Origin of the sequence: Arthrobacter sp. STN4 (assembly GCF_024539665.1) — a bacterium.
GTDB lineage: Bacteria > Actinomycetota > Actinomycetes > Actinomycetales > Micrococcaceae > Specibacter.
In genome coordinates, this window is the sequence record NZ_JAKZGX010000001.1 from 214,342 (window position 1) to 226,656 (window position 12,315).

General features: G+C 68.0%; 13 protein-coding genes. 10 read left to right on the top strand and 3 right to left on the bottom strand.

Going from position 1 to position 12,315, the window contains the following annotated elements; translation table 11 throughout:
* Positions 1 to 104: 104 nt before the first annotated feature.
* From MMF96_RS01090 to MMF96_RS01110, 5 genes are read left to right on the top strand one after another with little or no spacing between them, the layout of a single operon-like run.
* Positions 105 to 1,043, top strand: a complete 939-nt coding sequence (locus tag MMF96_RS01090) for a carbohydrate ABC transporter permease (protein WP_256127654.1) — start codon at positions 105 to 107, stop codon at positions 1,041 to 1,043.
* The gene (locus MMF96_RS01095; RefSeq protein ID WP_176615307.1) at positions 1,040 to 1,930 is read left to right on the top strand and encodes a carbohydrate ABC transporter permease; all 891 of its coding nucleotides are present in this window, start codon (positions 1,040 to 1,042) and stop codon (positions 1,928 to 1,930) included. The genes MMF96_RS01090 and MMF96_RS01095 overlap by 4 nt, the downstream gene beginning before the upstream one ends.
* Positions 1,931 to 1,940: 10 nt before the next feature.
* Positions 1,941 to 3,089 carry a galactonate dehydratase gene (gene dgoD / locus MMF96_RS01100; protein WP_256882260.1) on the top strand — a complete coding sequence of 383 codons (1,149 nt, stop codon included), beginning with the start codon at positions 1,941 to 1,943 and terminating at the stop codon, positions 3,087 to 3,089.
* A gap of 7 nt (positions 3,090 to 3,096) precedes the next feature.
* Positions 3,097 to 3,753 carry a bifunctional 4-hydroxy-2-oxoglutarate aldolase/2-dehydro-3-deoxy-phosphogluconate aldolase gene (locus MMF96_RS01105; RefSeq protein ID WP_176615305.1) on the top strand — a complete coding sequence of 219 codons (657 nt, stop codon included), beginning with the start codon at positions 3,097 to 3,099 and terminating at the stop codon, positions 3,751 to 3,753.
* Positions 3,754 to 3,760: 7 nt separating this feature from the next.
* Entirely contained in the window at positions 3,761 to 4,717 is a 957-nt protein-coding gene (locus MMF96_RS01110) for a sugar kinase (protein WP_176615304.1), read from the top strand.
* 9 nt (positions 4,718 to 4,726) lie between these two features.
* Here the strand turns inward: MMF96_RS01110 and MMF96_RS01115 are convergent, their stop codons facing one another.
* Together MMF96_RS01115 and MMF96_RS01120 are read right to left on the bottom strand one after the other, a co-directional pair.
* Entirely contained in the window at positions 4,727 to 5,395 is a 669-nt protein-coding gene (locus tag MMF96_RS01115; RefSeq protein WP_176615303.1) for a response regulator, read from the bottom strand.
* Positions 5,392 to 6,999, bottom strand: coding sequence for a sensor histidine kinase (locus MMF96_RS01120; RefSeq protein ID WP_176615302.1), 1,608 nt, complete (start codon positions 6,997 to 6,999; stop codon positions 5,392 to 5,394). Before MMF96_RS01120 ends, MMF96_RS01115 begins: the two co-directional genes overlap by 4 nt.
* A gap of 235 nt (positions 7,000 to 7,234) precedes the next feature.
* Here MMF96_RS01120 and MMF96_RS01125 point away from each other — a divergent pair, with 235 nt between their 5' ends.
* The 5 genes from MMF96_RS01125 (at position 7,235) to MMF96_RS01145 (ending at position 11,499) form a co-directional block, all read left to right on the top strand.
* Positions 7,235 to 8,101: an ABC transporter ATP-binding protein gene (locus MMF96_RS01125; protein ID WP_218062875.1), complete on the top strand. Its 867-nt coding sequence runs from the start codon at positions 7,235 to 7,237 to the stop codon at positions 8,099 to 8,101.
* Positions 8,098 to 8,970 (top strand): ABC transporter permease, encoded by an 873-nt coding sequence (locus tag MMF96_RS01130; RefSeq protein ID WP_176615301.1) that lies wholly within the window; start codon positions 8,098 to 8,100, stop codon positions 8,968 to 8,970. Before MMF96_RS01125 ends, MMF96_RS01130 begins: the two co-directional genes overlap by 4 nt.
* Before the next feature lie 68 nt (positions 8,971 to 9,038).
* Positions 9,039 to 10,142: an ABC transporter substrate-binding protein gene (locus MMF96_RS01135; RefSeq protein WP_176615300.1), complete on the top strand. Its 1,104-nt coding sequence runs from the start codon at positions 9,039 to 9,041 to the stop codon at positions 10,140 to 10,142.
* Between the two features lie 109 nt (positions 10,143 to 10,251).
* The gene (pyrE, locus tag MMF96_RS01140; RefSeq protein ID WP_371130782.1) at positions 10,252 to 10,818 is read left to right on the top strand and encodes an orotate phosphoribosyltransferase; all 567 of its coding nucleotides are present in this window, start codon (positions 10,252 to 10,254) and stop codon (positions 10,816 to 10,818) included.
* 51 nt (positions 10,819 to 10,869) lie between these two features.
* Positions 10,870 to 11,499 (top strand): thymidine kinase, encoded by a 630-nt coding sequence (locus MMF96_RS01145; protein ID WP_176615298.1) that lies wholly within the window; start codon positions 10,870 to 10,872, stop codon positions 11,497 to 11,499.
* Here the strand turns inward: MMF96_RS01145 and MMF96_RS01150 are convergent.
* The gene (locus tag MMF96_RS01150; RefSeq protein WP_176615383.1) at positions 11,496 to 12,236 is read right to left on the bottom strand and encodes an HAD-IIA family hydrolase; all 741 of its coding nucleotides are present in this window, start codon (positions 12,234 to 12,236) and stop codon (positions 11,496 to 11,498) included. The genes MMF96_RS01145 and MMF96_RS01150 overlap by 4 nt on opposite strands.
* Positions 12,237 to 12,315: the final 79 nt, after the last annotated feature.

The window sequence follows — 12,315 nt, forward strand, 5'->3', positions numbered from 1 at the left end:
CGGCCGTCCCGGCCGCCCGGTCCCCGGCCGCCCGGTCCCCGGCCGCGCCGGCCGCGTGCAGCTCCGGCGCGAAGAATGCCCCCTTTCGATTCCCTAGGTGAACCATGTCTGTTTCCGTAAAGACCCCGGCCGTACGCCGGACGGCACCCCCGCCACGATCGTTCTCCGACTGGGCCAACCAGCACAGAAAATGGCTGTTTGCCTCACCGGCCATGATCTTTGTGGGCCTGCTGATCATTTTCCCGCTCGCCTGGACCGTCTACCTGAGCCTGACCGACTCCCACGGGTCGGTGCGCGCGCCGTCTGACTTCATCGGGCTGAAAAACTACCTGACGGTGCTCTCGGACACCGACCGCTTCTGGCCCGCCGTGGGGCGGACGGCGTACTTCACGTTCACCGCGCTCGCCGTCGAAATGGTCCTGGGCATGGCCATCGCCCTGCTACTGTGGCGCCCGTTCCGCGGCGAAAAGTGGGTCCGCGTCGCCATTCTCCTGCCGCTCGTGGCCACGCCCGTTGCCGTCGGCATGATGTGGCGGCTGATCTTTGACCCCAACATCGGCTTCGCCAACCAGATGCTCGGCTGGGTGGGCATCCCCCCGCAGCCGTGGCTGTCGGGGCAGTACACGGCCCTGCCCACCACCATCTTCATGGACATTTGGCAGTGGACGCCCATGGTGGTGCTGATCCTGCTGGCCGGGCTGACCTCGCTGTCCGACGAACCCGACGAGGCCGCACGCGTTGACGGGGCCAACGCCTGGCAGCGCTTCTTTTACATCACCCTGCCGCTGATGATGCCCACCGTCATCGTCGCCATCCTGCTGCGCAGCATTGACGCGTTGAAGACCTTTGACATCCTCTACGCCACGAAGGGCAAGGGCGGGGGGTCCTTCCATGAAGTGGAGACGCTGAATGTGTACGCGTACGGGCTCAGCTTCGATTACAACGAATACGGCCTTGCCTCGGCCGTGCTCATCATCTTCTTCCTCATCATCATCGCGTTCATGTGGATTCTGACCCGCCGCAGGAAAGGTGCAAGCCAATGACCCCGTCACTTCTGCCCGCCGGGGCCGCCCGGGCGGCCCGGTCGGACGCCCCGGTGCCGGCCCGCCGCAAGCCGCTGTCCGTGCGCGCCTACACCTGGTTCCGCTTTGCTGCGCTCACCGTGGTGGTGCTGGCCCTGCTGGCACCCCTGGCCTGGCTTTTCGCGTCGTCGCTGAAAACCAATGTGGACATTTACGACGCCACCAAGACGATCATCTTCACCCCCACGTTGGAGAACTACGTCAACGTCATCACCCGCAACAACTACTTCGTGTACATCTTCAACAGCTTCTGGGTGGCGTTTGTCTCCACCGTGCTGTCCCTGGTGCTGGGTGTCCCCGCCGCCTATGCCATGAGCCGGTTCACGATGCACCGTTCCGCCCTCGTGGTGTTGATGGCCCGCGTCATCCCCGGCATTTCCCTGCTGGTGCCGTGGTACTACGTGTTCTCCAACATGCACATGGTGGGCGGCTTCACCGTCCTGATCCTCAGCCACATGTTTGTGGCGCTGCCGCTGATTGTGTACATCATGATGAGCTACTTCGATTCCATGCCGCTGGAGCTTGAGGAATCCGCGCAGGTTGACGGGCTGACCCCCATCGGCGCCTTCCGGAAAATCACGCTGCCGCTTTCCGCGGGCGGGATGGCCACGGCAGGCATCCTGGCGTTCATCTTTTCCTGGAACAACTTCATGTTCGCCCTGGTGCTCTCCGGCGCCGACACCAAGACGCTGCCCGTGGCCATTTTTGACTTCGTCTCCTACGCCAGCATCGACTGGGGCGGGCTCATGGCAGCGGCAACCGTGGTCACCGTTCCCATCATGGTCATTGCCCTGTTCACGCAAAAATACATCGTCTCCGGCATGACTGCCGGCGCAACCAAGGGATAGGCGCACCGTCATGACCCGTATTGTCAAGGTTGAAACCTTCCTGGTCCCGCCACGCTGGCTGTTTGTGCGCATCGAGACGGCCGGCGGGATTGTGGGGTGGGGGGAGGCCACCTGTGAGGGCCGGAGCGAAACGGTGCGCACCGCCGTCGAACAACTCTCCGAAGTCCTCATCGGCGCCGACGCGCTGCGCATTGAGGACCACTGGCAGGTCATGACCAAGGGCTCGTTCTACCGGGGCGGCCCCATCCTCGCCAGCGCAGTGTCCGGCCTGGACCAGGCGCTCTGGGACATAGCCGGCAAGCACTTCAACGCCCCTGTCCACCAACTCCTCGGAGGGCCCGTCCGCGACCGCATCCGGGCCTACGGCTGGGTGGGCGGCGACGAGCCGGGGGAGGTGGCCGAGTCCATCCAGGCCCAGCTGGACGTGGGGCTGACGGCGGTGAAGATGAACGCCAGCGGGCGAATGTCCCCCGTGGCGTCCGTCGCGGAGATCGACGGCGTGGTGCGCCGCGTGGCGGCCGCCCGCGAGGTCCTCGGCGAGCACCGCGACGTGGCCGTCGACTTCCACGGCCGGTTCACGCTCGCCAATGCGCGCCGTGTGGCCCCGCTGCTGGAACCGTACCGGCCGTTTTTCCTCGAGGAACCGGTGGTCCCGGAAAACACGCACCTGCTGCGTGAATTCACCCGGTCCACCACCACGCCCGTCTCCACGGGGGAGCGGCTGTACTGCAGGCAGGAGTTCCTGCCGGCGCTGCAGGCAGGCATTGCCGTGGCGCAGCCGGACCTTTCCCATGCCGGCGGCATCACAGAGGTGCGCAAGATCGCCGCCCTGGCCGAGGTCTACGATGTCCAGCTGGCCCCGCACTGCCCCCTCGGTCCGCTGGCGCTCGCCGCCTGCCTGCAGGTGGGGTTCGCAACCCCGAACTACCTGATCCAGGAGCAAAGCATCGGCATCCACTACAACCAGGGGGCCGAGGTGCTGGACTATGTGCTGGACAAGGGCCCGCTGAAATTTGTGGACGGGCACTTCGAGCGGCTGCCGGGCCCGGGCCTGGGCATCGACATTGACGAGCGTGCCGTGCGCGAGGCCGACAAGCGCGGGCATGCCTGGCGCGGCCCCGTGTGGCGGCACGCCGACGGCTCCTTTGCGGAATGGTGAGGCTGCCATGAACCAGGCACCGGAGGAGTTCCTGGCCGGGGTGCGGGCCGCCAAGCTCATCGCCATTGTGCGCGGCACCAGCAGCACGGCCGCGGCGGCCGCCGCCCTGGCACTGATGGAGGAGGGGTTCCGCTACGTTGAGGTGGCCCTGACGACGCCGGACGCGCCCGGTGCCATTGCGGCCGTCCGTGCCGCGGCGCCCCCTGGTGCGCTGGTGGGGGCGGGCACGGTGCTGACCGCCGCCGACGTCAGGGAGGTCGAAGCGGCAGGGGCCCAGTTCATTGTCACCCCTGCCCTCGCGGAGTCCATCCGTGTGGCGGCAGGGCGCGGCCTGCCGGTCCTGGCGGGCGCCCTGACACCGACCGAGGTGCTCGAGGGCATGAACCGCGGCGCCACCCTGGTCAAGCTCTTCCCGGCATTCATCGGCGGGCCGCGCTACCTCAAGGCGCTGCTGGATCCGTTCCCGGCCGTCCCGTTGGTGGCGGTCGGCGGGGTGGGCGCGGCAGACGCCGCCGACTACTGGGATGCCGGGGCCGCCGCCGTCGGGCCCGGCAGCCCGCTGGTGGGCGACGCGGCCTCGGCCGGAGGGGACCTGGCAGCGATGCGGTCCCGTGCCCGCGATTACCTGCGCACGGCGGCGGACCATTCCCGCCGGCAGGGCTGAGCGCGGGATGGTTTCCGTGGACGTGTTGACCTTCGGCGAGACCATGGTGTCCCTGCGCTCGGCAGGCCCGCTGGCCCAGGGCGGCTCCCTGGCCATGCACGCGGCCGGCGCGGAGTCGAACGTGGCCGTGGGCCTGGCCCGCCTGGGCCACCCGGTGCGGTGGGCCGGCCGCCTGGGCTGCGACCCGCACGGCGACTTCGTTGAACGGGCGCTGCGCGCCGAGGGCGTGGACCTGGCAGTGGGCCGCGACCCCGTACGGCCCACAGGCGTGATGTTCCTGGAGCGGCGCACCGCCGACGTCAACAGGGCCTGGTACTACCGCTCCGGCTCGGCCGGCTCCGGCCTCAGCCGGGCGGACGTTGAAGGCCCGCTCGAGGACGGGGCGCGGATCCTGCACCTGACCGGGATTACGCCGGCGCTCTCGGCCAAGGCCCTGGACGCCTTTGCCTTCGCCGCCGAAACAGCCGCCGCGCGCGGCATTGTGGTGTCTCTGGACGTGAACTACCGCGGCAAGCTGTGGTCCCGGGAGGAAGCCCGGGCGGCCCTTGCCCCGGTGGCCCGGCATGCCGCCGTCGTCATCGCCTCGGACGACGAACTGGACCTGCTGGTCCCGCGGCGCGCCACGGACGGTGTTGCCGGCACGGCCGCGGAGCTGCTCGGGCTCGGCGTGCGCGACGTCGTCGTCAAGCTGGGTGCCCGGGGCGCCGAGGCGTACACGGCGGCCGGGACCAGCCGTGCCGGGGCCGTCGCCGTGGATGCGGTGGACACCGTGGGTGCCGGGGACGCGTTCTCGGCCGGCTACCTCTCGGGGCTGCTTGAGGGCGGTGATGTTGCCGCGCGGCTGCGGCGTGGGGCCTTGATGGGCGCCTTCGCCGTGAGCACCGCCGGTGACTGGGAGGGGCTGCCGCAACGGCACGAGCTGGGGCTCCTGGACGCGACGGAAAGCGGCGCGACGGACCGCTAGGCCTGTGCGCTAGGCGATCGTGTAGGAGTTCAGCGGGCGGCCCGTGGTCCCGTAGCTGAGGTCAAGGACCACCAGGCCCTTGCGCTCCAACGCCCCGAGGTAGCGCTGGGCCGTGGGCCGGCTGACGCCGAGGGTGTCGGCGATTTCCGCGGCGCCGACGGGCCCGCCGGCGGTCCTGACGGCGTCGAGCACCTTCTGCATGGTCGGTTGCAGGCGGGGCGCGGGGGCCGCGGCACGCACGGCAGCGGAGCGGGTGTTGTACAGGCTGTCCACCACGGCCTGGCTGGCCGACGGCGCCGAGTCAAGTTCCTGCCGCCAGCGGTGGTAGGCCTCCAGCTGGGTGCGCAGCTGCTCAAAGCTGAAGGGCTTGACCAGGTAATAGACGGCGCCGCTGCTCATGGCCGAGCGCACCGTGGCCAGGTCCCGGGCGGCGGTGATGATGATGCAGTCAACCTCGGTTCCGGCGGCCTGCAGCGACCGCAGCAGCGAGAGCCCGTCCTCGTCCGGCAGGTGCACGTCCAGCAGCAGCAGGTCCGGGGACAGCCGGGCAATGGCCTCCCGCGCGGACGCGGCGCTGTACACCTCGCCGACGCATTCAAAGCCGTCGACCCGGGCCACCCGGGCGGCATGGATGCGGGCCACCCTGAAGTCGTCGTCAACCACCAACGTCCTGATCACTGCGTGTCCCTCGCTTCCGTGCCTGCCGTGCCCGACGTGCCCGCCACGTCTGCCTGCGCCGGCAGCCACACCTCAAAGTTACCTCCCGGACCCGGGAAAACGTCGAGGGTGCCCCCTGCCCGGTGCACGATCCGGCGCACCAGGGCCAGGCCGATCCCGCGGCGCATCCCGGGCCGGGTGTCCTTCGTGGAGTACCCGTCAACCACCACGGCGTCGATCCTGTCCGCCGGCACGCCGGGGCCGTTGTCCCGGACGGCGATGAACACCCCGTCCGCGTCGTCCAGCTGGACCGTCACAGTGCGGGGCCGGGGAGACCCGGCCAGGGCGTCCACGGCATTGTCCAGGAGGTTGCCCACCACGGTGAGCAGTTCGGCTGCGTCCACCAGGGGCCGTTCCAGCCGGGACTCGGCCGTGACCTTGATCTGCACGTCCTGTTCGGCCGCGACCGTGATCTTGGCCAGCAGCAGCGCAGCCAGTTCCGGCGGGGCAATCCGCGAACGCAGCCCCTCGCCCAGGGAACGCGAGGACTCCGAGATTTGCGAGACGTACGTGCGGGCCTGGGCCACATCGCCAAGCTCCAGCAGCCCGTCCACCACGTACAGGCGGTTGGCATATTCATGCTCCAGGGCCCGCATCGCCTCCATCAGGCCCTGGACGGAATGCAGGTCCCGCACCAGCCCCTCGATCTCGGTGCGGTCCCGCAGCGTCACCACCGAGCCGATGCTCCGCCCGCCAATGGAAACGGGCATGCGGTTGACCACCAGCAGGGCGTCCTCCGTCAGCGCCACCTGGTCGACGCCGTCGAGCCTGCCGGTGAGCAGCTGGCGCAGCCGGCCGTCGGGAACCAGTTCCGCCACCGGCATGCCCAGGGCGGTCCCTTCCACCTTCAGCAGCCGCCGCGCCTCCTCGTTGATGACGGTCACCCGGCCGTCGTCGTCAAGTCCGATGACGGCCTCCCGGATCCCGTGAAGCAGCGCCTCCCGCTCCTGCAACAGGAAGGCGATCTCCGACGGTTCCAGGTTGAACGTGACGCGCTTGATGCGCCGGGACAGCAGCAGTGACCCGGCGATGCTCAGGAGCAGCACCAGCGCCGAAAAGCCGGCAATGAGCCAAATGTTCGCCGCCTGTTCGTCCCGTTCCCGGGTGTCCAGGATGCCCACCGAGACCTCGCCGATCACGGCGCCGTCCGCGGAGAAGATCGGGGCCTTGGCGTTGGCCGACAGCCCCAGGCTGCCCGGGTCAAAGCCAAGGTGGGTCTTCCCGTCCAGGACGGCCACCGGTTCCTCCAGCTTCTTGCCGATGAGGGCGGGGTTCGGGTGGGAGTAGCGGATCCCGTTGCGGTCGGTGACCACCACGTAGGAGGGATTGGCCGTGGCCACAATCTCCCTGGCCAGGGCCGCGATGGTGTGGTGGGGGTCCTTGGCCTCCAATGCGGAGCGCACCTCGGGCATCGCGGCCGTGGTGGTGGCGATGCCCAGCGCACGGAGCTGGTACTGCCGGTCCAGCGTCTGGTTGCTGACAACCGTGAACAGGAACGCGCCCAGGACCACGGCGAGCAGCAGCAGGGAGAGCATGCTGAGCAGGATCTGCGTGGTCAGGGTCATCGACCGGTGCCGCACCCGGCGGGCGCGTGCCGGCGGAATTCGGCTCACCGGACCCGGCCCCCGGACCGGTGCGGATGCCCATTGCAGAAAACGCACAAAACGTGCATTTTTGCGGTTAAGTTGCACAACTTACTGAAGTCTTTTGGCACTGGCTGTCACTTTCTAAGCTCGTCTTAGCTTATGTGATCCGACTCACGCATGCGAACCAAATCCAGGAAGGGAAACAGTGACAACGGTGTCAGAATTACACAGAAGGGGCGGCTCGCCCACGGACCACGGTGGAGGTGGGGGAGACAACGGCGGACGCATCGAAATCCACGGCCTGACCAAGCGCTACCTCACCCCGAAGGGCGAGACGTTCACGGCCATCCGCGACGTGTCGCTCACCGTCGAACCGGGCCAGTTTTGCGCGATCGTGGGACCGACGGGCTGCGGCAAGTCCACCACGCTGGCCCAGGTCTCCGGACTGGAACACCCGAGTGCCGGCTCCGTGACCGTTGGCGGCCGCACCGTCGAAGGCATCACCAACGGCGTCAGCTACATGTTCCAGGCGGACGCGCTGTTCCCCTGGAAAACCGTGCTCAACAACGTGCTGATCGGCCCCGTCCTCCTCGGCACGCCCAAGCGCGAGGCCACCGAGCTCGCCATGGACTGGCTGCGCCGCGTGGGCCTGGCCGGCTTCGAGGACCGCTACCCCCACCAGCTTTCCGGCGGCATGCGCAAGCGCGTCGCCATGGCGGCGGCACTGATCAACAACCCGCGGATCCTGCTCATGGATGAGCCGTTCGGTGCACTCGATGTGCAGACCAAGGCCATCATGCAGAACGAGCTGCTCCAGCTCTGGGAGGGCCTGCGGCCTTCGGTCCTGTTCATCACCCACGACCTCGACGAGGCCGTGGCGCTCGCAGACAAGGTGGTCATCATGACCAGCAGTCCCGGCTCCATCAAAAACGTCTTCGACATCGACCTGCCCAGGCCGCGCGGGGACGTCCAGCAAATCCGGCACGAGGAACGCTTCCTTGAACTGCAGGGGCAGATCTGGTCCTCCCTGAAGGACGAAGTCACCCGGGCCTACAAGCAGACGGCAGGGGTGCCGGCATGACATCGATAACGCACAAGGCACCGCTGGTCCACGAGGAGGAGGCCCAACTCAAGGCCGACGCGCACCGAGCCATGACGCTGCGCAAGACCTGGATCTGGGTCGGCCGGGCGCTGCTCGCCGTCGTCGTCATCGGCGGCTGGCAGTGGTTCACCGCCGTCGGGCTCGTGGACAAGTTCTTCTTCGGCCAGCCGACGGAAGTCTGGAACAGCCTGGTCCGGCTCTTCACGGAAGGCACCGCCTTCGGCACCATCTGGGAAAACCTCTGGATCACGGTGCAGGAGGCGCTGGGCGGATTCGTGGTCGGCACGCTCGCCGGCGTCATCCTCGGCATCCTCCTGGGGTCAAACCGCTACCTCTCCGACGTGGTGGGACCCTACATCCGGATCGTCAACTCCATTCCACGCATCGTGCTCGGCTCAATCTTCATCGTGGCCTTCGGCCTCGGGATGGGCCCGAAGGTGCTGCTCGCGGCAGTCCTGGTGTTCTTCGTGGTCTTCTTCAACGCCTTCCAGGGCGTCCGTGAGGTGGACCAGAACCTCATCTCCAATGTGCGGGTCCTGGGGGCCTCACCGCTTCAGGTGGCCATGCACGTGACCATCCCGTCGGCGATGACCTGGATCATCGCCAGCCTGCACACGGCCTTCGGCTTCGCGATCATCGGCGCGCTGGTGGCAGAGGTGCTCGGGGCCCAGCACGGCGTCGGGCTGATCATCACCCAGGCGCAGGGGACCTTCGACCCGAATACGGTCTTCGCCTGCATGGTGATCATCGCGGTGGTCACCCTCGGCGCCGAATACCTCATCAGCCTCCTGGAGCACTCCCTGCTCAAGTGGCGGCCGCCGAGCCGCTCGGAAGCACAGGCCATCTAGGAACCTTCCTTCCATTCACTGAATTAGGCAAACGCCCGGTTTTCGGGACAAACACAAAAGGAAAAATCATGATCAAGCACAAGATCTACGCGGCTGCGGCCACCGGGGCCATCGTCCTCAGCCTCGCAGCCTGTGGGGGCACTGGCACCGCGGGTAGCGGCAGCAGCGCCGGGGCCAATGGCGGCGCCGCGTCCATGCCGACCGTCACGATGATGGTGGGCGGCATCGACAAGCAAATCTACCTGCCCTACGAACTGGCCCAACAACTGGGCTTCTACAAGAAGTACGGCGTGAACATGCAGCTCTCCACGGAGCAAAACGGCGGTGTGGGAGCCGAGGACGCCATGGCCTCCGGGCAGGTCGACATGGCCGGCGCCTGGTACGTCCACACGGTTGACTTCCAGGCCAAGGGCAAGGACGTCATCAACCTGGTCCAGCTCTCCGGTGCACCGGGCGAACGCATCATGTGCGGCACGGACAGCGGGGTCCACTCGCCGGCGGACTTCAAGGGCAAGACGATGGGCGTCACCGACCTTGGCTCCGGCACCGACGAGCTGACCCAGTTCGTCGCCTCGCAGGCCGGCGTCACGAAGAAGGACTACCACACCCTCGCCGTCGGGGCAGGGGCCACCGCCATCGCCGCCATCCAGCGCAAGTCCGCTGACTGCGTCATGACCACCCAGCCCACCGTCGGGGCGCTGGAAAGCAAAAAGCTCGCCTACACCGCCGTCGACCTGGCAACGGCCGCCGGCGCCACAAAGACGCTCGGCGGCGACTGGCCCGCAGCCGGTGTCCTGGCCAACGCCAGCTGGGTGAAGACGCACGAGGACGCCGCCCAGAAGGTGGTGGACGCGCTCGTCGCGACGATGCACTGGATCAACACGCACTCCGCAGCGGACATCGCCAACAAGCTGCCGTCGTCGTACGTGCAGAACAGCACCATCAGCAAGGACCAGTACATCGCCGGGCTGACCACCGACAAGGGCCAGTTCCTGCCGGACGGGATCATGCCTGCCGGCGGCCCGAAGGTCATCTTCGCCATGGAGAAGGGCAACGGCGTGGACACCTCCAAGGTCAGCATTGCCGGCACCTTCACCAACAAGTACGCCCTCGCGGCCAACAAGCTCGAAGGCTTCGCCACCACCACGACGCCCGCCGGCGCCGACGGCTGACACAGCCGGTACCGCACTGCGCACCACCCCACCGGGGTGGTGCGCAGCGCCGCGCCCAACGGAAGGTGTGCAGAACCGGACGCCGGGCAAAGCATTTAGAATGGAGGCCATGACCCAGACTCCCGCTGCCGACCGCGCCCGCCTGCTCGAACTCATCAAGGAACTGGCCGTGGTCCGCGGCAAGGTGATCCTGTCCTCCGGCAAGGAAGCCGACTACTACATCGACCTGCGCCGCATCACGCTCCACCACGAGGCCTCCCGCCTGGCCGGCCGCGTCATGCTGGCCATGCTGGACGACGCCGGGATTGAGTTTGAGACGGCCGGCGGCCTGACCATGGGGGCGGACCCCGTCGGCACCGCCCTCATGCATGCCGCCGCCGACGCCGGCCGGGCCATCGACGCGTTCGTGGTGCGCAAGGCCCAAAAGTCCTATGGCATGGGCCGCCAGGTGGAAGGCCCCGGGGTGGACGGGCGCGACGTTGTGGTGCTGGAGGACACCTCCACGACGGGCGGCTCAGCGCTGACCGCCGTCGAAGGCGTGCGCAGGGCCGGTGGCAACATCAAGGCCGTCGCCGTGATCGTGGACCGGGACACGGGCGCCAAGGAACGCATCGAAAGCGAAGCCGGCGTCCCCTACCTGTTCGCCTTCGGCAAGGACGAGCTCGGCCTCGACTGACGCCTGCGGCCGGCCGTGGTGCCGGACACCTTAATTCTTGAAAGGTCCCTTTTGTCCAAGCTTTACTTCCGTCATGGTGCCATGAACTCCGGCAAGTCCACGGCCCTGCTGCAGGTGGCGTTCAACTATGAGGAGCGCGGGCAGCGGGTGCTGCTGGCCAAGCCGGGCATCGACACCAAGGGCGCCGGCGAAATTGTGTCCCGGCTGGGGATGACGCGCAGCGTTGACTTCCTCATCCAGCCCGGCGACGACGCCCGCGCGGTCTTTGCCGCCCACGCCGCCGGCGACGACCCGGATGCCCTGCTGGAGCATGTCCAGGTGGCGCCGGTGGCCTGCCTGCTCGTGGACGAGGCCCAGTTCCTGACCCCTGCGCAGGTGGACGGCCTCTTCCGCATCGCCGTCCTGGACCGCGTGCCGGTCATCGCGTACGGGCTGCGCACCGACTTCCGCACCCGCGCCTTCCCGGGCGCGGCACGGCTGTTGGAGATGGCCCATTCCCTGGAAGAGCTGAAGACCATCTGCCGGTGCGGCCGGAAGGCGCTGTTCAACACCCGCCGGGTCGGGGCGGACATCGTGTTCGACGGCGACCAGGTCGCCATCGACGGCGCCGACGTCTGGTACGAGTCCCTGTGCGGAAACTGCTACCTCGAAGCCTCCGGCGGCCGGCTGCCCGGGCGCTAGATCTGCTCCAGCAGGTCCGCCACGGAACCCAGCGCCTGGTCCGGGCGGAACGGGTAGGCGTCAATGTCCTCCGGCCGCGTGATGCCGGTGAACACCAGCACGGTGTGCAGCCCGGCCTCCATGCCGGCGATGATGTCGGTGTCCATGCGGTCCCCGATCATCGCGGTGGTCTCCGAGTGGGCCTCAATGCGGTTCATGGCCGAACGGAACATCATCGGGTTTGGCTTGCCCACCACATACGGTTCCCGGTTCGTGGCCTTCGTGATCAGTGCGGCAATGGCGCCGGTGGCCGGCAGGGGGCCCTCGGCGGACGGGCCGGTGGCGTCGGGGTTGGTGGCTATGAAGCGCGCGCCGTCACCGATGAGCCGGATGGCGCGCGTGATGGCCTCGAAGGAATACGTGCGTGTTTCGCCGAGCACCACATAGTCCGGGTCCTGGTCGGTGAGGATGAAGCCGGCCTCGTGCAGCGCCGTCGTCAGCCCCGCCTCGCCAATGACAAAGGCCCGCCCGTGGGGCATCTGCGACTTCAGGAACTGCGCCGTGGCCAGGGCCGACGTCCACAGGTTTTCCTCCGGCACCTCCAGCCCGGAGGCGCGCAGCCGTGCGGCGAGGTCCCGCGGGGTGAAGATGGAATTGTTGGTCAGCACCAAAAAGCGCCGGGACGTGTCCACCCAGCGCTGGATCAGTTCGGCGGCGCCGGGCACGGCCTGGTTTTCATGGACCAGCACGCCGTCCATGTCGGTGAGCCAGCATTCAATGTCGGCGGGCTTGCGGTGGGTCGCCTTGGTCACAGTGCCTCCTGGGGCTGGATGTTCC

Bases quoted from the DNA above. Each gene is read 5' to 3' on its own strand.
- MMF96_RS01090 (WP_256127654.1), top strand. From the start codon at position 105: ATGTCTGTTTCCGTAAAGACCCCGGCCGTACGCCGGACGGCACCCCCG.
- MMF96_RS01095 (WP_176615307.1), top strand. From the start codon at position 1,040: ATGACCCCGTCACTTCTGCCCGCCGGGGCCGCCCGGGCGGCCCGGTCG.
- dgoD (WP_256882260.1), top strand. From the start codon at position 1,941: ATGACCCGTATTGTCAAGGTTGAAACCTTCCTGGTCCCGCCACGCTGG.
- MMF96_RS01105 (WP_176615305.1), top strand. From the start codon at position 3,097: ATGAACCAGGCACCGGAGGAGTTCCTGGCCGGGGTGCGGGCCGCCAAG.
- MMF96_RS01110 (WP_176615304.1), top strand. From the start codon at position 3,761: ATGGTTTCCGTGGACGTGTTGACCTTCGGCGAGACCATGGTGTCCCTG.
- MMF96_RS01120 (WP_176615302.1), bottom strand. From the start codon at position 6,999: ATGACCCTGACCACGCAGATCCTGCTCAGCATGCTCTCCCTGCTGCTG.
- MMF96_RS01130 (WP_176615301.1), top strand. From the start codon at position 8,098: ATGACATCGATAACGCACAAGGCACCGCTGGTCCACGAGGAGGAGGCC.
- MMF96_RS01135 (WP_176615300.1), top strand. From the start codon at position 9,039: ATGATCAAGCACAAGATCTACGCGGCTGCGGCCACCGGGGCCATCGTC.
- pyrE (WP_371130782.1), top strand. From the start codon at position 10,252: ATGACCCAGACTCCCGCTGCCGACCGCGCCCGCCTGCTCGAACTCATC.
- MMF96_RS01150 (WP_176615383.1), bottom strand. From the start codon at position 12,236: ATGGACGGCGTGCTGGTCCATGAAAACCAGGCCGTGCCCGGCGCCGCC.